The organism is Streptomyces sp. NPDC059355 (assembly GCF_042752335.1).
In the GTDB taxonomy this organism is placed as follows: domain Bacteria; phylum Actinomycetota; class Actinomycetes; order Streptomycetales; family Streptomycetaceae; genus Streptomyces.
The window spans coordinates 148,058-166,535 of record NZ_JBHYXN010000005.1; the positions used below are offsets into that span (position 1 = coordinate 148,058).

At 75.9% G+C, this 18,478-nt stretch carries 14 protein-coding genes; 4 read left to right on the top strand and 10 right to left on the bottom strand.

Features of this window, described 5'->3' with window-relative positions; translation table 11 throughout:
* Positions 1–30 precede the first annotated feature (30 nt).
* The 4 genes from ACFXGI_RS07145 to ACFXGI_RS07160 all read right to left on the bottom strand — a co-directional run bounded on the left by ACFXGI_RS07145 (position 31) and on the right by ACFXGI_RS07160 (position 10,891).
* Positions 31–3,804, bottom strand: coding sequence for a DUF5682 family protein (locus tag ACFXGI_RS07145; protein ID WP_384704341.1), 3,774 nt, complete (start codon positions 3,802–3,804; stop codon positions 31–33).
* Positions 3,801–4,964: an AAA family ATPase gene (locus tag ACFXGI_RS07150; RefSeq protein ID WP_384704343.1), complete on the bottom strand. Its 1,164-nt coding sequence runs from the start codon at positions 4,962–4,964 to the stop codon at positions 3,801–3,803. The genes ACFXGI_RS07145 and ACFXGI_RS07150 overlap by 4 nt, the downstream gene beginning before the upstream one ends.
* 102 nt (positions 4,965–5,066) lie before the next feature.
* On the bottom strand, positions 5,067–10,025 hold the full coding sequence (locus ACFXGI_RS07155; RefSeq protein WP_384704345.1) for a DNA-binding protein: 4,959 nt from the start codon (positions 10,023–10,025) through the stop codon (positions 5,067–5,069).
* Entirely contained in the window at positions 10,022–10,891 is an 870-nt protein-coding gene (locus tag ACFXGI_RS07160) for a DUF4132 domain-containing protein (protein ID WP_384704346.1), read from the bottom strand. The genes ACFXGI_RS07155 and ACFXGI_RS07160 overlap by 4 nt, the downstream gene beginning before the upstream one ends.
* 273 nt (positions 10,892–11,164) lie before the next feature.
* Here ACFXGI_RS07160 and ACFXGI_RS07165 point away from each other — a divergent pair, with 273 nt between their 5' ends.
* The 3 genes from ACFXGI_RS07165 to ACFXGI_RS07175 are packed head-to-tail and all read left to right on the top strand — an operon-like array spanning position 11,165 to position 12,892.
* Positions 11,165–11,890, top strand: a complete 726-nt coding sequence (locus tag ACFXGI_RS07165) for an HNH endonuclease family protein (RefSeq protein ID WP_384704348.1) — start codon at positions 11,165–11,167, stop codon at positions 11,888–11,890.
* A complete protein-coding gene (locus ACFXGI_RS07170) occupies positions 11,887–12,201 on the top strand; it encodes a hypothetical protein (RefSeq protein ID WP_384704350.1) in 315 nt (104 codons plus the stop codon). Before ACFXGI_RS07165 ends, ACFXGI_RS07170 begins: the two co-directional genes overlap by 4 nt.
* Before the next feature lie 43 nt (positions 12,202–12,244).
* On the top strand, positions 12,245–12,892 hold the full coding sequence (locus ACFXGI_RS07175; RefSeq protein WP_384704352.1) for a hypothetical protein: 648 nt from the start codon (positions 12,245–12,247) through the stop codon (positions 12,890–12,892).
* Between the two features lie 85 nt (positions 12,893–12,977).
* Here the strand turns inward: ACFXGI_RS07175 and ACFXGI_RS07180 are convergent, their stop codons facing one another.
* The 4 genes from ACFXGI_RS07180 to ACFXGI_RS07195 form a co-directional block, all read right to left on the bottom strand.
* Positions 12,978–13,511 carry a GNAT family N-acetyltransferase gene (locus ACFXGI_RS07180; protein WP_030864110.1) on the bottom strand — a complete coding sequence of 178 codons (534 nt, stop codon included), beginning with the start codon at positions 13,509–13,511 and terminating at the stop codon, positions 12,978–12,980.
* Positions 13,512–13,600: 89 nt separating this feature from the next.
* The gene (locus ACFXGI_RS07185) at positions 13,601–14,782 is read right to left on the bottom strand and encodes an alpha/beta hydrolase family protein (protein WP_384704354.1); all 1,182 of its coding nucleotides are present in this window, start codon (positions 14,780–14,782) and stop codon (positions 13,601–13,603) included.
* A 98-nt stretch (positions 14,783–14,880) separates the two neighbouring features.
* Positions 14,881–15,873: an isopenicillin N synthase family dioxygenase gene (locus ACFXGI_RS07190; RefSeq protein WP_384704356.1), complete on the bottom strand. Its 993-nt coding sequence runs from the start codon at positions 15,871–15,873 to the stop codon at positions 14,881–14,883.
* Complete coding sequence (locus tag ACFXGI_RS07195; protein WP_384704358.1) at positions 15,822–16,715, bottom strand: WD40 repeat domain-containing protein; 894 nt, start codon at positions 16,713–16,715, stop codon at positions 15,822–15,824. The genes ACFXGI_RS07190 and ACFXGI_RS07195 overlap by 52 nt, the downstream gene beginning before the upstream one ends.
* A 74-nt stretch (positions 16,716–16,789) precedes the next feature.
* Between ACFXGI_RS07195 and ACFXGI_RS07200 the strand changes: the two genes are divergently transcribed.
* A complete protein-coding gene (locus tag ACFXGI_RS07200; RefSeq protein ID WP_384704360.1) occupies positions 16,790–16,921 on the top strand; it encodes a hypothetical protein in 132 nt (43 codons plus the stop codon).
* Positions 16,922–16,929: 8 nt separating this feature from the next.
* On the opposite strand, the gene ACFXGI_RS07205 is transcribed toward ACFXGI_RS07200, so the two are convergent.
* Together ACFXGI_RS07205 and ACFXGI_RS07210 are read right to left on the bottom strand one after the other, a co-directional pair.
* On the bottom strand, positions 16,930–18,003 hold the full coding sequence (locus ACFXGI_RS07205) for a GNAT family N-acetyltransferase (RefSeq protein ID WP_384704362.1): 1,074 nt from the start codon (positions 18,001–18,003) through the stop codon (positions 16,930–16,932).
* A 67-nt stretch (positions 18,004–18,070) separates the two neighbouring features.
* The gene (locus ACFXGI_RS07210; RefSeq protein WP_384704364.1) at positions 18,071–18,307 is read right to left on the bottom strand and encodes a hypothetical protein; all 237 of its coding nucleotides are present in this window, start codon (positions 18,305–18,307) and stop codon (positions 18,071–18,073) included.
* Positions 18,308–18,478 lie beyond the last annotated feature (171 nt).

Genomic DNA, 18,478 nt, shown 5'->3' on the forward strand with positions numbered 1-18,478 from the left:
CACTGCTCGGCTCACTGCTCGGCTCACTGCTCAACGGGATTCTCCACGGAGGCGGTCGCCCACCCAGCGGGCGAGGGCGAGCGGACTGAGGGCGGCCACCGGCATGCCGGCCGCGACGAGCTGCCGGGCGACCGGGACCGAGTACCGGGGCGCGCCCGCGTCGTCGAGCGCGGCGCAGCCCAGCAGATGGGCGCCGGACGCGGCCAGCGCGCGAACCTCCCCGAGGAGTCCGCCGATCGGCGCGCCCTCCTCGAAGTCGCTGACCACGACGACGAGCGTGCGGCTCGGCACGGTCATCAGCGAGCGTGCGTGAGCAAGGCCCGCCGCGATGTGCGTACCGCCGCCGACACGGACCTCCAGCAGCAGCGACAGCGGGTCCTCGACCCGGTCGGTCAGGTCCACGACCTGGGTGGAGAAGGCCAGGAAGTGGGTGGACAGGGTCGGCACACCGCCGAGGACGGCGGCGGTCAGGGCCGACCAGATGACCGAGGCCTCCATCGATCCGGAGACGTCGACGACGAGGATCAGCCGCCAGTCCGCCTCACGGCTGACCCGGGTGCTGAACACGGGCCGTTCCGGGACGACGACCACACGGCCGTCCCCGAGGCGGCGGGTGTGCGCGAGGTTGGCGCGCAGGGTCCGCGCCAGGTCGAGCCTGCCGCCGGGGCGGCGGGTGGGACGCGGGGTGGCGAGCCCGGAGAGCGCCGGGCGCATCCGGGTGGCGAGCTCCTTGGCGAGCTCGTCGACCAGCCGCCTGACCAGGGGCCGCAGCCGGGCGAGTTGGGCCTCCGGCATACCACCGGCCAGCGACAGCACGGAGCTGAGGAGTTCCACCGAGGGGCGGACCGCCGCCGGGTCGAGCTGGCTCAGCACGTCGGCGCGGCCGGCGTCGGCCGCGCCGGCGAGCACCTCCTCGCGCACGTCGGCGCCGAAGAGCGCTTCGAGCTCCTGAGACCATTCGCGGGCCGTGGGGAACGAGGCTTCCCGACCGCCACCGCCGCCGCTGCCCCGGCCGCCCTCCAGGTCGGCGGAGCCTTCGCCCCGGCCGTTGCCGTACAGCTCGTCGAGGGCGTGCGCGTAGCGCCGGGCGCCGGCGGGGAGCCGGTCGCGCTGGCGACCGAGCAGCAGGCGCCAGCGGTCGGCGGGGGCCAGCCGCTGGTCACCCTGGCGCAGGGGCGCGGGTACGGACGGTTCGGACGGTACGGGCGCCGCGGACGGTACGGGTGCCTGCGGCTCCGCGCCGGGCCCGGGAGCCGGAGTGCCGCCGACCGGCAGCCCCTTGAGGGCCTTGAGCGCGGCGGCGCCGGCGGCGTCCGCGGCGGCCCACAGGGCGAGCAGCGCGGGCGGCGCGTCGAGGGACAGGTCGAGGCGGTCGCCGAGCCGCTCGGTGACGGTGTCCAGCAGCCGGTCGCGGGCGGCCGGGGCGAGTACGTCGAAGCCGCCGCGCAGGGCCGGGAGCCGGTCCAGGAACTCCTGGTCGGCGAGGCCGTCGACACGGTCCAGGACCGGGGTGAGGGCGGCGGCGGAGGACTGGAGCAGCGGTCCGGCGGCGGCCAGGACGCCGCCGAGGCGGCGGGCGAGGGAGCGCCGGGCGTCGGGGGTGGCGGCGCCGTCGATCCACCCGGCGGCCCGGTCGCCGAGACCGGCGGCCGGGTCGAGGTCGAGCAGCACCCGTACCGCCAGTGCCGCGCCCTGCATCAACGGTGAGGCGGTGGCGGCCAGTTCCGCGAGCGCGGCGTCCATCCGCAGGCCCAGGTGCAGGGTGGCGGCCCGGTCGGCGAGGGCCACGAGGGCACGCGCGTCGGCGGGCTCCTCGCTGCCGCCGAGGCCGGGCAGGGACCGTACGGCGGCTTCGAGCAGCGGGGCGGTGAGCGCGGCAGCGGCGGTGCGGGAGCCGTCGGAGGTCCCGGGGAAGTGCCCGCGCGAGAGCCCCTCCAAGAGGTCCAGCGACTCCAGGAGTTCGGGCAGGGTCGCGGTCTGCGGGAGGATCTCGGCGGCCTCGTCCAGCCGTACGTCGACCAGCTCGGGCAGATCGCACCGCGCGGCAGCGGCCAGGCCGGTCAGGACCTGGCCCGTGGTCGGACCGCCATCCGCGGCGGCCCGCCGGGCGCTCTCGCGCAGTGTCCCGGCGGCGGCCTGGGCGGCGGTGACCCCGCGAACGCCGGCCAGGTCGAGGCGGGCCGGGACGGAAGGCGTCCAGGTCAGCCGCCATTTGGTGCCGAGGGCCGTGCCGTCGCCGGTGCCGGCCACGTCGAGGGGCTCCCCGTACGCGGCCCCGCAGACGGCCAGCCTCTGGAGCAGGACCTCGCGGCTGCGGTCGAGCTTGGAGCGGAGCGGATCGAGGCGGACCTCGCGGGAGGCGGGGTCCTCGGGGCCGGGCAGCCGCAGCTCCGCCAGCTCGGCCTCGACGGAGGGGCCGAGGCCCGAGCGCGGGGCGTGCGGGGTGATCCGGCCGCGGCCGGTGCCGACGAGCACGGCTTCCAGGGCGCGGGCCAACGCCCGGCCCTGGCCGAGCAGTTCACCCTGACCGAGCACGGTGGTGACGGCTTCAAGGAGCTCGCCCCGGCCGGGCGCGGGCAGCCCGCGCAGGACGGCCAGATCGCAGGCGAGCCTCAGCGTCTCGGCGGCCTCACCGGTCCCGGCGGTGTGCCCGGCGCGGCGCAGCTCCCGGCAGATGCCGGTGACGGCGACGGAGGCGGCTTCACGCACCCCGTCCGCATCGCCACCGGCCTGGAGCACGGCCTGCTGCCACAGCGGATCCCGGATCCCGGCGGGGTACCCGGAGCGGGAGTCCAGCAGATCGAAGGAGTAGGGGACGAGGGAGGTCACGGCCCCGCCGCCGTCGCCCGCTCCCCCTGTGCCGGCGGCGGAAGCGAGGACCTGCACGGCGACTGCCGGCGCCCCTGCGCCTGCCGGATCAGGACCGGAGGCCGCGCCGGCGGCCACGGCGCCCGGGGCCGAGGCGGACGCGTCCGCGCCGAGCAGGGCCGGGGCGTGGAAGGCGCCGATGAGCGCGGCGACCCTTCGGCCGCCGGCCGCGGCGGCTTCGATGACACCGCGCATGTGGGCCTCGCGGGCCAGGTCGGCCGCGGGGACCGGGCCGTCCTGGCGCAGGGCCCAGCCCACGCCGAGGGCGGCCCGCCGCACGGCTTCCGGGGCGCAGCCGGGGGCCAGAACCTCCACGGCCCGGTCCCACAGGTCGTCGCCGTCGCGCCCGGTGCCGGAGGCGGCCAGCGCCTGCGCGTACGAACTGCCGCTCGGCGGAGCCGGGACCTCGGACCGGGCGGCGGTCCAGCCGGGGTCGGTCAGCGGGAGGTCGCAGCAGCGGACCTCCACCCCGCGCGCCCGCGCCCAGCGGATCGCGGCCAGCTCCGGGGAGAAGTCCGCGAACGGGTAGAACGCGAGCCCGCCCTCCCGGCCGGTGCCCGCCAGGGCGACGGGGGCGACGGTCTCGGGGTCCGCCAGGTGCTCCAGCCACGGCTGGAAGTCGGTCGGCAGCTCGACGCACACGACCTCCGCCTGCGCGGCGTCCAGCAGCGCGGGCACCGCCGCCGCCAGCGCGGGGCTGTGGTGCCGTACGCCCAGCAGGTACGGCGCCGTCGACGCGGCGAGGCTGTCCACGACCGTCCGCGGATCGGCTCCCGGCGCCTGCGGGGCTCGCGGCGCCTGCGCCGCGCCCGGGCCGCCGAGCGGGCCGGCCGCACGGTCGGCACCCGGCGACGGGGCGGCGAGCGCGGCCGGAACGCCGGCGGCCGGCGGGGCGGCGAGGGCGGTGGGCTCGGTGCGGTCGCCAGGGGCCGTCATCGGAGGTTCCCGCGGAGGTCCCACAGACGGCGCCACATCGCCGAGCCGTCTTCGGCGCGGCGGCGGACCGGGCCGTCCCAGTAGCCCAGCAGGCGGCCGTGGTCGGCCGGGTCGTCCTTGCGGACCACGCCCAGCAGGTGCCCGGGCAGCAGGTCCAGTACGTCGCCGCCCGGCAGGTACGCCGCGGCCACGCCCAGCGAGGCCGCCACCTGGACCGCCTCGGCCGTGGACATGACCGTACCGGGGCGTTCCACGTCCCAGCCCTCGGCCGAGCGCCCCGACCGCAGGTCCCGGAAGACCGTGACCAGCGCGTCGAGCACGGAGTCGTCCACGGCGAACGCCGCGCCCGCCCGCTGCACCGCCGCCACCGCCTGGCGGCGGATCAGCGTGGCTTCGGCGTCCGCGTCCGCGATCGGGGCCACCGTCTCGAAGTTGAAGCGCCGCTTGAGGGCGGCGGACATCTCGGAGACCCCGCGGTCCCGCAGGTTGGCGGTGGCGATGACCGTGAACCCGGGGGTGGCGCAGACCACCGCGTCCTCGGTGGCGGTCAGTTCGGGCACGCTCACCCGCCGGTCGGACAGGATCGACACCAGCGCGTCCTGCACCTCGGGCAGGCAGCGGGTGATCTCCTCCACCCGGACCACCCGCCCCGTCCGCATGGCGGAGAGCACCGGGGAGTCGACGAGCGCCTGGGAGGTCGGGCCCTGGGCGAGCAGCAGGGCGTAGTTCCAGCCGTACCGGAAGGCGTCCTCGGTCGTACCGGCCGTGCCCTGCACGGTGAGTGCGCTGGTGCCGGAGACGGCGGCGGCCAGCAGCTCGGACAGCATCGACTTCGCGGTGCCGGGCTCGCCGGTGAGCAGCAGGCCGCGCTCCCCGGCGAGGGTGACGACGCAGCGCTCGACCAGGGCGCGTTCGCCGACGAACTTCGGGGCGATCACCAGCTTGGCCGGGAGCCCGGCGGGGCGGCGGCCCGCGAGGGCCAGCTCCGCGCCCTCGCTGCCGCACACGAAGGTGACCACGGCGCGCGGGGTGAGCGCCCAGCCGGGCGGGCGGGGACCGGTGTCCTGGGCGGCGAGGAAGGCGAGTTCGGCGGCGTACCGCTCCTCGGCGGGCAGCGATTGCCGGGCGGGGCTCTGAACGGGTGTGTCGGTCAGGGTCATGACGTGGTGTTTCCTTCGCGAGATACGGGCGTACGGGTACCGGGCGGCGGCGCGACGCCCCTTCGTGAGGGAGGGGGCGCCGCGCCGCGTCCGGCTCGGGCGTCAGCGGCGGCGTGCGCAGGTGCGCTTGACCTTCAGGGCCTCGAAGCGCGGTACGTCTCCTTCGCGGACCCGCTGCCAGGCCCGCCGGTAGAGGTCCGCGGCCGGCTCGTCCGGCACGAGCACCCCCAGCACCGGCCGCCCGCCCGGGGCCAGCCCGTACATCGGCAGCTTCCACCGCTCCACCGGCAGCACCGGCGAGGACATCTCCGCCCAGCCGCCCGGCAGGAACAGCGTGCGCCCGGCCCGGGTCCGGGAAGCCGTCACCACCAGTTCGGTGGCGGCCAGTTCGGTGCGGGCGGCCTTCAGCCGGGCCGGCTTCCAGCCCGTCCAGCGCGCCAGATTGCGATCGGTGGGGTCGGGCATGGCGAGCAGCGCCAGGTACACGGCGGCCGCGTCCGCGCCCAGGCCGTGCGCCCCGGACACCTCCGCCACCAGCTCGGGCACCGAGCGGCTCGGGTCCTGCGGCCACCACGTGCCGTCCTTGTCGGCGGCGCCGCCGGCCGGTGCGCCCGGATCCGCCAGGAGCTGCGCGAACCGCGGGTCGTGGACGGCCCGCAGCGCCGTCTCCACGGACGAGGGCAGCTGGTCCTCGCCGCGCAGCGCGGGCAGGTACGGGTCGGAGCCGGTCGAGTCGAGCAGGGCCGTCCGCAGCGCGGGCTTGGGCCGGTCGTCCGCGGTGGCCATGACGACCGCGCCGTACCGCTCGTAGCCCTCGCCCGTCTCGGTCGGCGTGCCCGCCGCCTTCCGGAAGTCGGGCAGGTTGGTGAAGTGCCCGATGCTGAGCATCAGTCCGGGTGCGGCGAGCCGCTGCCGTACGGCGCTCAGGGCGGGCGGCAGCGCGGACCGCAGCGGGTCCCCCGCGGGCAGCCGGTGGGCGGCCCAGGCCGTCAGGGTCAGCGCGCCGGTCAGGACGGTCGAGGTGAACGGCTCGGTGGCCGGTTCGCGGGGCTCTACGTGGTCCCCCTTGACCTCCCAGGCGACGTCGACGCCGAGCGAGGGCGACTGGGCCGGGCCGAGGATCGCGGCCAGCGCCCGGTGCGTGGACCAGCCGGTGCTCGCGGCGCGCGTGGCCTCGGCGAGGAGCCACTCGGGCACGGGCGTACGACGGCCCACGCGAAGGTTCCACTCCTGCGCGGCGGCGGCCACGTCCGGGCCGTCGGTCCACAGCCGCGCCGGGTCGGCCGGCAGCAGTGCGCCGACGACCGCGCGCCGCACCTCGGGGTCGAGGCTCTTGAGCTCGGTCCGGGCGTGCTTGGCGTCGGCCGCCTTGACGCCCAGGGCGGTGCGCAGTTCGGCCGGCAGGAAGTGGTGCTCGTAGCTGTCGATGTTCGGCAGGCCGGCCAGCAGCAGCCGCGCCACCGTGCCGGACACCCCGGTGAGGCGGGCGAACTCCTCGGCGGCTTCGGGCAGGAACGGCGCGGCCCCGCGCTCGGCGGCCTCGGCCAGGAAGGCCGCGAGCCAGCCGGGTCCGCGCTCGCGGTCGCCGAGCGGGGCGTCGCCGCGCACGGTGTAGGGGCCGGGCACGGCGAAGCGGCCGGCCGGGTCGTGCAGCAGCGCCCCGAACTCGTGCCCGTCGGACACCGACGTGCAGTGCTCGGTGAGGCCGAGGACGGCTCCGCCGCCCAGCGGCAGCAGGCTGCGGTGCGAGGTGTTGCGCTCGATGCCGTCGGGGGTGCGCAGGTGGCGCTGGTCGAGGTGGACCAGGACCCGGCGCCAGCGGTCGGCGGAGCCTTCGGCGGAGGCCAGCCCGAGGGCGTCCACCTGGCCGAGCACCGCGCACAGGGCGGCCCGCTGCTCGTCGGTGGTCCCGATGACGGCGGCCCGGTAGGCGACGGCCGCGGGCCGGTCCAGCAGCGGCGTGAACGGGAGGGCGGAGTACGGCAGGGCGGGCAGGTCGAAGTGGAGCCGGCCGGGCACCCCGGCGGCTTCGGTGTCGGCGGCCGCCCGGGCCAGCCCGCCCAGGTAGCGGTACACGGCGTCGGTCTGGGCGCCCCAGCGGTGGTAGCCGGTGCCGACGAGTCCGTGCAGCGCGCCGGCGATCAGTTCGTCGGTGGGGCCTTCGGGCCGCCCGTCGGCCGCCGCTCCCGAGTCGGGGTCGAGCCGGGCGGCGACCCCGTCCAGCGCCTCCTGCTGGGTGAGGGCGAAGCGCAGCACCTCGACGATGCCCCCGATCAGCTGCGGGGCGGTGACCTGCGGCAGCGCCGCGCGCACCAGGTCGGGCAGGTCGGTGGCCGTCTCGGCGGCGGCGGCCGCCTTGAGCAGGGCGCCGACCGCCGCGCCGTCGGCCGCGCGCAGGGCGGCCGAGGCCTGCGGATCGCGCGGGCGCAGCGCGTACCAGAAGGGCAGCGGCGGGAGTTCGACGCTCCCGGTGGCGAAGGCGGCGGTGCGGTAGTCGCTGCGCGACTGGGCGGTGACCACGCCGTCCGGGTCGCTGATGCTGAGCTCGCGCCAGCGGTGGGTCAGTGCGCGCGGCCGCTCGTCGCCGGGGAAGGTGAGCGCGGCGACGGGCATCTCGGCGCCCTCGGGCACGCCGATCCTGCGGCCGCCGGTGTCGGAGGCCTCCCAGCCTCCGCCGGGGACGTGTACGACCCGCCAGCCGAGCAGGCCGTTCGCGGGCGTGCCGAGGACCGAGCCCTCGACGGCGGGCGCGGGCCGCAGCCAGCAGGACTGTGCGGGCACGGTGTTGCCGTTCCCGGGGTGCTCGCGCAGGGTGTCGGCGAGGAAGCCGGGCACGGAGAACCGGCCGAGGGCTCCGCCCGCGGGGTCGTACTCGCGCCAGCCGCCCTCGTGTTCCTGGTCGCGGTGCTGCCACACCCAGTGCGAGGTCCCGTCGGACAGCAGCCGCCGCTCGCCCGGCAGTTTGGTGTCCCCGGCGTGCAGGACGCCGCCGCCGGTGGTGCGGCCGCCGCCGGGCAGGGGCAGGCTGATGTCCTCGGAGCGCAGGTTCCAGTAACCGCCGTCGATGTCGACGGTGAAGACGTTGCCGGGGGCGGTGTGCCAGTAGCCCTCGACTCCCCCGGAGCCGTAGTGGGCCCAGAAGACGAGCAGTTCGCCGTCGACGTAGTGGAATCCGAACCGGCGCGCGTTGCTGCTCGCCGCCCGCAGGTCGTGGGTGAGCACGGTGGAGTCGGCGTCGATGACGCGGACCTGGGTGGAGTTGGCGACGATCAGGTGCGGCCAGGCCTCGACGACGGTCAGCCCTCCGCCGCCCTGGCCGCCGGGCGTCATCTCGGCGATCGCGCTCTCCCAGGCGGGCCAGGAGAGTTCCTCGAAGAGGCCGGTGCGCAGGGTGCGGGCCAGGGTCTCCCCGAGGTCGGCGGCGGCAGCGAGAGCCACTTCCTCGCGGGCGAGTTCGAGCGCCTCGGCGGGCAGCCAGGTCAGCCGGCGGATGGCGTCGGGCAGGCCGGGCAGGCCCGCGGCCGTGGAGGCGCCGGCCACCTCGTGCATCCACTCGGTGAGCATCGGGCGGCCGCCGGGCGAGGCGGCGAGCAGCCGTGTGACCTCCACCGCGTGGGCGTCGCCGCCCAGGCCGTACGCGGCCCGCCGGAAGGAAGGCCGGAAGCGCTGGTCGGCGGCGACGGCGAGCAGGTCCCGCCGCTGGTCGGAGCGCGCCCAGTCGGCCAGGTTCAGCTGGTCGTGGCGCCGGCGCGAGCCGGAGTCCGGCTCGGGGTCGGTGACCGGGACGTCCAGGGAGAGCAGCAGGTCCAGCAGGTCGGCGTCCTCGACGCCCACCTTCAGGCCCGCTTCGCGGCCGGGCTCGGCGAGTTCGGCGCGCAGCCGGTCGGCGGCGCGGGCGACGAGGTCGAGCAGGGCGGGCAGGGTGGGGCGCGAGCCCCAGCCGCTGTGCCGGGCGGCGTGGAAGCGCTCCAGCCAGCCGGCGGCGCCGTCGGAGCAGCGCTGCTCGGCGGGCAGGTCGGCGCGGACCAGCCCGTCGGTGGCGCCGGATTCCTCCAGCAGGCCCAGCCACAGCGCGGGGAGCGCGCCGTCGCCGCCGCCGGGCGGCATCAGACCGAGCAGGGTGCCCCGTACGGACGGGACCCGGCGGGCCAGCGCGACGAGCGCGCTGCGGTGCGCCTTCCACCAGCCGTACGCGGCGCGCAGCGTGGCCGGCAGCGGGAGCAGCTCGGCGAGGTAGTCCTGCTCGGCCTCGGTGCCGGTCAGGCCGGCGGCGCGGGCGAGGCGGCGCAGTTCGGTCGCGGCCTGCGCGGAGGGCGGCAGTCCGCCCGCGGTGCGGCGCACGCACAGCCTGCGGAAGCGCTCGTGGGCCTCGGCGGGGCTGACGCGGGCGGACAGCTCCTTGGCGTAGCCGGTGAGCACCTTCACCGGGAGTGCGCCGACCAGGGCGAATTCGAGGAAGACGCCGTCGAGGCGGTCCTCGTCGACGGGGAGGCCGTGCTGGGCCTCGCTGGTCCGGGCGCGGCCGAACAGCTGGGCGGCGTACGTGGTGTTCTCGACGGCGAGGAAGATGCGGGCGGCCTGCTCGTAGAAGACGGGCAGGAAGTGCGGGACGGCGGCGCCGAGCCGGCCGGCCAGTTCGTGGCAGGCGTCGAGGGCGGCCTTGGGCTTGGTCTTGGCCGTACGGGCGAGCCGGTCGAGTTCGGGGACCACGGCGAGGGCGTGGTGTCCGTCCTGCGGGTGGTGGACGAGGACCCATTCGGGGAAGCCGAGGGCCTGGCGCTGGCCGAGGCCGACCACGGGCGGCGCGCCCTCGTCCTCGTCGAGCACGAGTCCCAGGAAGCCGGCGGCGAGGTCCTCGGCCGGGCCCAGTTCGGCGGCGGCGAGCCGGACGACGACGCGGTCGTCGGGGAGGGCGGCGTGGCGGTAGGTGCGTGCGGTCAGGTCGACGGCCGAGGGGCCCGCGCCCCCGGTGCCGCTCGGCAGCACGGCGCCGGCCTTGAGGAGCAGTTCGGCGTCGGCCTCGGTGCCGGTCGCGCCGGTGGTGCCGGTGGTGGTGCTCATCGTGCGTCCCCGCCCTCTTCGATCTTGCGCCCGGCGTACAGCGCCGCGGCCATCCGCATGCCCTCGGACCAGGCGACCGGTCCGACCTCCGTCAGGCGCACCGCCCGGCCGTTCTCGTCGTGCCAGCTCAGTGCGCCGGTGCTCGTCTCGTCCTCGTAGTACGGCTCGCCGATCCAGACCGCCGCCTCCGTGCCCCGGCCGGTGTCGCGGACCTTGCAGATCGCGTAGCCGCCGGAGACCCGGTAGCCGAGGCCCGTCGCCCGCGCGGCCAGGCCGAACCGGCTCGCGAAGACCCCGCCCGCGTAGTCCCGCGCCTCGGTGGCGGTGGCCGCCAGGCCCTCGGGCTTCTCCCAGGTCGGCCGGTGGATCTGCTCGACGCGCTGCACGATGCCGAGTTCGGCCGCGAAGTCCCGTACGTCGTCCAGGTCGGGCAGCAGCACCGGGTGCGGCAGGGTCACCGTGCGCGGGGAGAGCCGTACGGTCTCACCGTCGAGGTTGACCACCTTCAGCTCGCCGGCCGCGGTCGCGTCCCGCAGGAAGCCCACCTCGTCCGGGTCGTCCCCGACGACGGCCATGTCGCGCAGCGCGCTCTGCCAGGCCTCGTCGGGCCAGACCCGGGCGAGCAGCGCCGTCGGCACGGGCAGCGAGGACACCATCCAGGTGTCCACCTGGGCGATGCAGGCGGCCTCGTGCCGGTCCAGCCATTCGGCGAGCCGGCGCAGCCGGTCCACCTCGGGATGGTCGCGCAGGGCCTTCGGCAGCGTCTTCAACTGCCTCCCCGCCGTGCGGCCGGTGGCTGAGCGCGCCACCACCTTCCCTTCCACCAGGGCGATCTCGTACCCCTCGCCCGCTGCCAGCCATGCCATCAGTACGTGCCCCTCCGACTGCCCGAAATCCCGGATGCGCGCAGCGTCGACCAGGGGGAACGAATCCCCCTGAGCTGCGGTATGTCGGGAGACTAGCGAGAGCCACTGACAACGCCCGCCGAGGGGCCCCGCTCGGTGCCCGCCCCGGCGGCGCGGACGGCACCGGGCTCGACGGCGGGGTGTCCCGGGCGGGTTGGCCGTCCGGTTGAATGTCCGGTTCTGGGTAGTCTTTCCGGGACAGCGTGCGGTGCGGGACCGGCTCGGGGTGGGTTCATGGGACGTCAGATACGTGTACGGGGTGCGGCCCTGGCGGCGACGGTGCTGCTGGCCGTGGCCGGGTGCTCGGGTACCGGCGCCGCGCCGGGCAAGGACGCGAAGCCCTCGGCGGCCGGCACCTCGCCCTCCGCTCCCGGCGGCGGGGACGCCAAACCGGCCCCGGGGGACGTGCTGCCCGGCATGGTCGGCGTCCAGGCGGCCCGTACCCGGCTGGCCGCGCTGAAGGTCGCGCAGCCCGGGACCATGGCCGGCTACAGCCGGGCCAAGTTCACGCACTGGGCCGAGCAGGGCAACAAGTGCGACACCCGCGAGGTCGTCCTCAAGCGGGACGGCACGGACGTGAAGCAGGACTCCGAGTGCAAGGCGGTCTCCGGCACCTGGAAGAGCCTGTACGACGGGGTCGTGGTCACCGAGGCGTCCAAGATGGACATCGACCACATCGTGCCGCTCGCCGAGGGCTGGCGCTCGGGCGCGGCCGGCTGGGACGCCGCGCGGCGCAAGGCCTTCGCGAACGACCTGACCCACCCTCAGCTGCTGTCGGTGACGGCGGCCACGAACCGCTCGAAGGGGGACCAGAGCCCCGACCTGTGGCAGCCGCCGGACAAGGCGAGCTGGTGCCAGTACGGGCGGGCCTGGACCACCGTGAAATCCACCTACGGCCTGACCGTGACGGAAGCGGAGAAGAAGATGCTCGAGGCGATGCTGGACAGCTGCGCGGCATGACCGGCCGACAGCACGGCGGCGGACGGCAGCAGTGGTGCGACGAGGTCCTGGCCGGGCCCGGCGGGGCGATGACGGACGAGGTCGGCGTCATCACGGGCCCCCTGACCCTGCGTACGACGGCGCTCCCGGACGGCCGCCTGGTCCGGATCGAGGTGCAGTACAAGGACGCGGAGGAGTGGTACGCGCTGACGGGCAGCCCGGTCCTGCACCACGGGGACCCGGCGGCCGTCCACGCCGCCGCCCTCGCCGCGGTCCGTACGGGCCACGCCGCCGAAGCCCCGGTCCCGCCGGCGGGACCGGCCCCGGCCTGACCCGCTGTGCCGGGTCCGGCCGGTGATCAGCATCATGATCCCCATGACACCGATATCCACACCGACACCGATCACGGCCATGGACCTCACCGGCTTCACCGAGCGTGAGCAAGGGGTCTGGACCGACGAGAAGGGCCTCGTCCTCTCGGTCCACTTCTTCCCCCTGGTCCCGGACCTGCCGGCGCCGCTGGACGAGACCGACCGGCTCCGGCACGGCCTCGCCCGGTCCGTGGCCCGGGCGGGCGGAGGGCTGATCGAGGCTGTGCCCGGCGAGGTGGACTCCGTCCCGGCCGTACGGCAGCTGGTCAAGATCCGACGGCCGGGCACCGAGCACGGGCTGGTGTTCCTCGCCTCCTGGACCGTGCCGAAGGCGGGCTGCAGCACGGTGATCAAGGTGCAGGCGGGCGAGCAGGGCACGACCGGGATGCGGGAGGCCGTCGTCGGTGCCCGTGTAGGCCACGAGAACTACTTCCTCCCGCATCCGTACGGGCCGGACGTATCGGGCGGCCTGCCGTACCACGTCGCCGACCTCGAGGAGTGGGACGCGGAGTTCCCCGGGCACCCGCTGACGCTGGTCCGCGGCGCGCTGCGGCGGATCGCCCCGACGGTGGCCTTCGACGAGCGCTTCAAGGCCCTCCCGCCGTTCGGCCCGCCGGCCGCACCGCGGCGCCGCTGGTTCCGCCGGCCCTGACCCGCGGGACCTGGCCCGCGGGCCCGACCGGCCGACCCTGACCAGCCGACGCCGGCCCGCCGCCCGCCGCGGAAGGGGCCGCGGGTCAGGCCTCGTATTCCGTGAGGTCGATGCTGTGGACCTGGAGCAGATGGCCGTGCTCCGGGTCCGTCGTGTCGAGGTCCAGCACCATGCCGAGCTTGCGGATCACGTTCTCGGACTCCTCGTGGCCCGACCGGTTCACCGCGATCACCCGGTCGAGGCCGCGGTCCTGGAGAGCGAACTCCAAGGTGGCCTGGGCCGCCTCGGAGGCGTAGCCCTGGCCCCAGTACGGCCTGCCGAGCCGCCAGCTGACCGCGACGAAGTCCCGTGCCTCCGGCGGGGACTGCGCCACGGTCAGGCCGACCGCCCCGATCAGCTCGCCCGAAGCCAGCAGCTCGACGGCGAAGAGGCCGAAGCCCTCCTCGTCCCACTCCTCCTCCCACCGCTCGATCTCCTCGGCGGTCTCCTCCAGGTCGAGGGTGGAGCCGTCGCCGATCCAGCGCATGACGTCCGGGTCGGCGTTGATCTCCGACAGGGGGACGAGGTCGTCGTCGGTCCAGCGGCGCAGGAGCAGGCGGGGGGTGCGGATCTCGGTCATGCCCCCATCCTGCCGAACACCGCCGACCAGCGGTAATCGGGTCCGCGCGGGCGGCCGCCGCGGACCCGCTCAGCGTCGCCGGCCGCGGGTCACGGGGTGTGGAAGCGGACCTCCGGCGCCTCGGGGCTCGGGCCGTCGAGCAGCGGCTGCGGGATGCCCTTCAGGTGCTGGTCGAAGAAGGCGCCGACGTAGCGCCGGGTCAGGTCGACCGACCGGGCTCCGGCCAGCGTCGACAGCGGGGGCAGCCCCAGCTGGTCGCTCATGGTCGGCCAGTCGGTGAAGGTGAAGTGGTGGGAGGCGTCGAGGGTGATCCAGCGCTTCCAGCCGTCGAGCCGCTTCCAGTTGGGGTCCCAGCTCGCCTCCCCGGTCCCGGTGTTGCCGGGGCGGGACTCCTCCGAGCCGAGCAGCATGAAGGGCCGGCCGCCGAGTCCGCCCGCCGGGACCGGCGAGAACACCCCGCCGTCCATGTCGATCCCGGCGCGGATCCGCGGGTCGCTCGCCATGGCGGCGACCGCGGCGGAGCCGCCGATGGAGTGCCCGGCCATCGCGATCCGGCCCGGGTCGATGAGGCCGGCGTTGCGCCAGGCAGGGTGGCGGCCGGTGAGCCGGTCCAGCAGGAAGGACACGTCGCGGGCCCGGTTGTCGGCGACCTGCTTGGCTCCCTCCTCGCTGCCGATCTTCGCGCAGGCCAGGCAGGTCAGGACGCGCCCGCCGGGGAAGGCCGTCCCGGAGGTCTCGTACGCGTGGTCCACGGCGGCGACCACGTAGCCGCGGGAGGCGAGCTCCTCGGCCAGCGAGGTGAGGGTGGCGCGCGGGACGGTGAATCCGGGCGACAGGACGATCAGCGGGTACCGGCCGGCCACGGGACGGGCGTCGGAGCGGGCGTAGGCCTTGGTCCCGACCAGGCTCTCGACCGCGACGGCTTCCTCCAGCTGCCGGTCGGCCAGCAGCAGCCGGGCCTCCTCGTACGTGAGCCAGGGCCGGACCGGGCCGCCGGTGCCGCGCTGGGCCGGGTAGCGCATGGTCACCATCAGCTCGCGCGGCCCGGACCCCGCCCAGGGGTCGGTCCGGCTGCGGTCCACCAGGTGCAGGGTCTCCTGGCCGACCGAGAACTTGCCGGTGGGGCGCGGCAGTTGCGGCAGCACCACGCGGGAGTCCGCGGAGGCGGCCGGCGGCGCCGGGGCGGCCGCGGCAGCGCCGGCGGCCACCATCGGCAGCGGCAGCAGGAGGGCGAGTAACGCGAGGGATGCGGCGGTTCGGCGTCGATTCATGACGCCGAACCTACGCAGGAAGCCGTACATGATCGTCACCTCACAGGAGGAGCGGGGCCTCCCCCTGCGGGACACCCGGCTCACCCTTGTGGAGGAGGTCAGGACACGGTGATCGCGTCGAGCTTCGCCCGCAGGTAGGCGTGGGAGTCCACGGGATCGTGGACCACCCGTCCGATCGGCGCCGGGAGCGACTCGACCCGGGTGTGCGGGTCGCATTCGTAGAAGTAGACGAGCGAGACGAGCTCTTCGGCCGGCGCGTCGGCCGGCGGCGGCAGCACCCTGTGGCGCCCGGCCCGCCACCGGTCCCCCGTCCAACGGGCCATCAGGTCGCCGATGTTCACGGTGAGCGCGGACGGGTCGTACGGGGCGTCCTGCCAGCCGTCGGCGTCGGTGTGGATCTGCAGTCCGCCCGAGCCCGGCTCGCGGTCGAGGACGGTGACCGTCCCGAAGTCCGTGTGCGCCCCGATCCGGAACTGGCCGGGCAGCGGCTCCCCGAGCACCTCGGTGCCCGGGTACCAGTTGAGGTTGAACCCCCAGGTGGGGTGCCCGGTGTGGCGGGTGAAGTGGTCGTCGGCGAGGCCGAGTGCGGTGGCGAGGAGCTCCAGCAGCTCGTCGGACAGGGCCCGCATCCGGGCGATGTACTCGACGACCAGCGACTGCAGCGCCGGGACCTCCGCCGGCCAGGCGTTCGGGCGGAACCACTCGGCGTCCACGGACGGGTTCCCGGTGGGCTCGTCGGCCGCGCAGGACCAGGACTCCTTGAGGTCGGGCGGCGAGGCGGCCCCCTCCGCGTAGCTGTTGGCCTCGGCGCCCGGGCCGAGCCAGCCGCGGCCGCCGACCGCGACGGCGTACGGCTCCTTCGCCTCGGCCGGCTGGCGGAAGAACTCCTTGGCGGCCGCCCTGATCCGCGCGGCCAGCCCCGGATCCACCCCGTGCCCGGTGATCAGCAGGAACCCGGCGGCCTGGAGGGCCTCATCGACGCGGGCGGCGATCCGCTCCCGCGCCCCGGCCTCGCCGGACCGCCACGGCCCGAGGTCGATCACGGGAACCCGGGAACGGGCGGAAGCGGAGGAAATCGGGGAACTCGCCATCGGGGCCTGCCTTCCGAGCCGGTGAAGGGCGTCCGCCCCGAGGCTATCGCCCGGCGCCCCCACCCGGCCTGATCGACAGGACACCTCCAAGGACGCTGCTCCGAGCCGCCGCACGGTGGCGAGTACACGACGTACGGGAGGTGCGCGGTCCACTGGGCGCGGGTGATCCGCGGCCCGGTGTGCGCGCACGCCCCGGCGATGACCCGCGCCTCCTCGGTCCCTGCCGGCCGGACGGTGGTGTCGAAGCCGCCGGAGGCCGGCACCGCGCCGTCCGGGCGGTAGGCGACCGAGCTGACGGCGGTGAGGTGCCCGGTGAGCGTGCTCAGCAGGCCGGGGTGGGCGGGCCGGAGCACGTTCCACACGCGCACCGTGCGGTCGTCGCTCGCGCCGGCGAGCGTCCGCCCGTCGGGGCTGACCGCCACCGGGCCGACGACGTCGGTATGGCCCGCGAGGACGGCGAGCGGGGCGGGATGCCGCAGGTCGGTGACGTCCCACAGGCGGATCGACGTACGGCCGCGGCCGGCGGCGGCGAGCGGGTGCCCGGCGGGGGCGAAGGCCACCGAGAACACGGCGCTGTCGTGGCCCTCCAGGACGGCCGGCGGCTCCGGGCGCCGCAGGTCCGCCACGCCGGTGAGCCGTACGGTCCGTTCCTCGCCGGCGCCGGCGAGTGTACGGCCGTCCGGGCTGTAGGCGACGGAGCGTACGGCGTCCCGGTGTCCGGCGAGCCCGTCGACGGACCCGCTGGCGAGCGTGCGGCCGTCCGGACGGTGGGACACGGTCCGGACGTCGTCGCCGTGGCCGCTCGGCGTGGCCTCGGCGACGGGGGTTTGGGTGCCGTGCATCCGCCACAGGCGGGCGGTATGACGACCGGGCCCCGTCCTGGTGGAAAAACGGGTACGGCGGTTTTCGCGGGGACGTGCGCGTCTACGAGGACATCGGCCACGGCGGCGCCTCCACCTGCGCCCCGAACGGCGGGGCCGGCAACGTCCCGTGGGAGTGCAACGACCGCATCTCCTCGCACAAGCGGGTCACCGACTGCGGCTACTGAGCAGGCCGCTACAGGGCAGCCGCCCTCAGGGTGTATCGGGCTCCGCCGTCCTCGGTGGGGCCCGTCCGCTCGAAGCCCGCCCGGACGAGGACGCCGTGGGAGGGGGCGTTGTCCGCGTCCACCCTGGCGTGCAGCGCGCTCACGCCCGGCTGGTCGAAGGCCCAGGCGGCCAGGCCCTTCAGCGCCTCGGTGACGTACCCGTTGCCGCGGGCCGACGGTACGAGGTCGTAGCCGACCTCCGCGTTTCCCTCGGCGTCGGGGACGCCGTGGAAGCCGATCCCGCCGATCGCGCGCCGGTCCTGCGTACGGACGATGGCGTACGCGCCCCACCCGGGGCGGAACGTACCCTCCTCCCGCGCCTTGGCCACCATCCCGGAGGCGACCCGGGTGCCTTCGCCCGGGCCGTCCTCGGCCCAGGCGAAGCCGCCGGTGCCTCCGTCGCGGAGGTCGCCCGCGACCAGCGGGGAGATCTCGCAGAGCACGACGCGTTCCGTGGCGACGGGTTCGGCGTACCAGCGCCAGGCCGTGCGGCGGGGCAGGCCCGGGAGTTCGCCCCGGCCGGTGACCCAGAGCAGGGTCGGCCACGGTCCGGCGATGTCGCGCGGCGCCTGCGGGAAGAGCCGGTCGAGGACCTGCTCGCAGAGGTCGGCGTCGGGCTCCCAGTCGTGGACGCCGACACCGTTCAGGATGTCGTGGGTGTGCAGCAGCGTCTCGACGACGCCCATCGCGGCGAATCCGTCCGGGCCCGCCATTCCGTACGGATGCCAGGCCCGGACCCCCGGGTCGGTCACGGCCGCGGCGGCGGCCAGCAGCCCTCCGGTGGCCTCGATGACCTGGATCAGGCCTTCGGGGGTGGTGCCGGGGTCGGCGCTGATGTCGAAGGGGGCGTACCCGCTGGTCGAGCGCCCGGTGAGCTGGGTGGCGTACCCGGTGAAATCGCTCGCCACGTGGACGGCGGTGTCGTAACAGCTCCACTCCAGGCCGGCGGCGGGGACGGACCAGTCGAGGTGCGCCACCTTCCGCAGTGCCTGTGCGGTGAGGGACACGGATCGGTCTACGGCTTCGGAGCCCATGATCGTCATGGCCCGCACCTTAGGACCGCCGCACGGGCCCGGGCCACCGGATATACCGCGCGCCGTCGTGGTGGCGTCAGGGGCCGGGGGCCGGGAGCGGGCCGCCGCAGCGGGAGCAGGTCCGGGCGCCCCGTTCGTCGGCGAGCCGTCCGCAGTCGGGGCAGACCAGGTGGAGCAGGCAGGCAGGCTCACCTCCCTCGGCGCGCTCGGGAGCCGGGACGGGAGCCGGGGCCGCGGCCGGGGTGGAGGCCGGGGCCCCGGGGACGGCGGCGGCGGCCGGGGGCACCTTCGGATCCTGGGCGTGCGTGGTCATGATTCCTCCTTCCCGTGTCCGTATCCCTCCCCCGGGACGGGCCCCGCACACCTGACGGATAAAGTCGTAGCCGGTCAGCGCCGGCCGTACCAGGTACAGGCGCGAGGCCGAGGCCGCGGTTGATCACCCTGCCTCCGTGCCGCCTCGACCGCATTCACCCCGTCGTCCTGC

Coding starts and splice junctions, on each gene's coding strand:
- ACFXGI_RS07145 (WP_384704341.1), bottom strand. CDS start 3,804: ATGACGGCCCCTGGCGACCGCACCGAGCCCACCGCCCTCGCCGCCCCG.
- ACFXGI_RS07150 (WP_384704343.1), bottom strand. CDS start 4,964: ATGACCCTGACCGACACACCCGTTCAGAGCCCCGCCCGGCAATCGCTG.
- ACFXGI_RS07155 (WP_384704345.1), bottom strand. CDS start 10,025: ATGAGCACCACCACCGGCACCACCGGCGCGACCGGCACCGAGGCCGAC.
- ACFXGI_RS07160 (WP_384704346.1), bottom strand. CDS start 10,891: ATGGCATGGCTGGCAGCGGGCGAGGGGTACGAGATCGCCCTGGTGGAA.
- ACFXGI_RS07165 (WP_384704348.1), top strand. CDS start 11,165: ATGGGACGTCAGATACGTGTACGGGGTGCGGCCCTGGCGGCGACGGTG.
- ACFXGI_RS07170 (WP_384704350.1), top strand. CDS start 11,887: ATGACCGGCCGACAGCACGGCGGCGGACGGCAGCAGTGGTGCGACGAG.
- ACFXGI_RS07175 (WP_384704352.1), top strand. CDS start 12,245: ATGACACCGATATCCACACCGACACCGATCACGGCCATGGACCTCACC.
- ACFXGI_RS07180 (WP_030864110.1), bottom strand. CDS start 13,511: ATGACCGAGATCCGCACCCCCCGCCTGCTCCTGCGCCGCTGGACCGAC.
- ACFXGI_RS07185 (WP_384704354.1), bottom strand. CDS start 14,782: ATGAATCGACGCCGAACCGCCGCATCCCTCGCGTTACTCGCCCTCCTG.
- ACFXGI_RS07190 (WP_384704356.1), bottom strand. CDS start 15,873: ATGGCGAGTTCCCCGATTTCCTCCGCTTCCGCCCGTTCCCGGGTTCCC.
- ACFXGI_RS07195 (WP_384704358.1), bottom strand. CDS start 16,715: ATGCACGGCACCCAAACCCCCGTCGCCGAGGCCACGCCGAGCGGCCAC.
- ACFXGI_RS07205 (WP_384704362.1), bottom strand. CDS start 18,003: ATGACGATCATGGGCTCCGAAGCCGTAGACCGATCCGTGTCCCTCACC.
- ACFXGI_RS07210 (WP_384704364.1), bottom strand. CDS start 18,307: ATGACCACGCACGCCCAGGATCCGAAGGTGCCCCCGGCCGCCGCCGCC.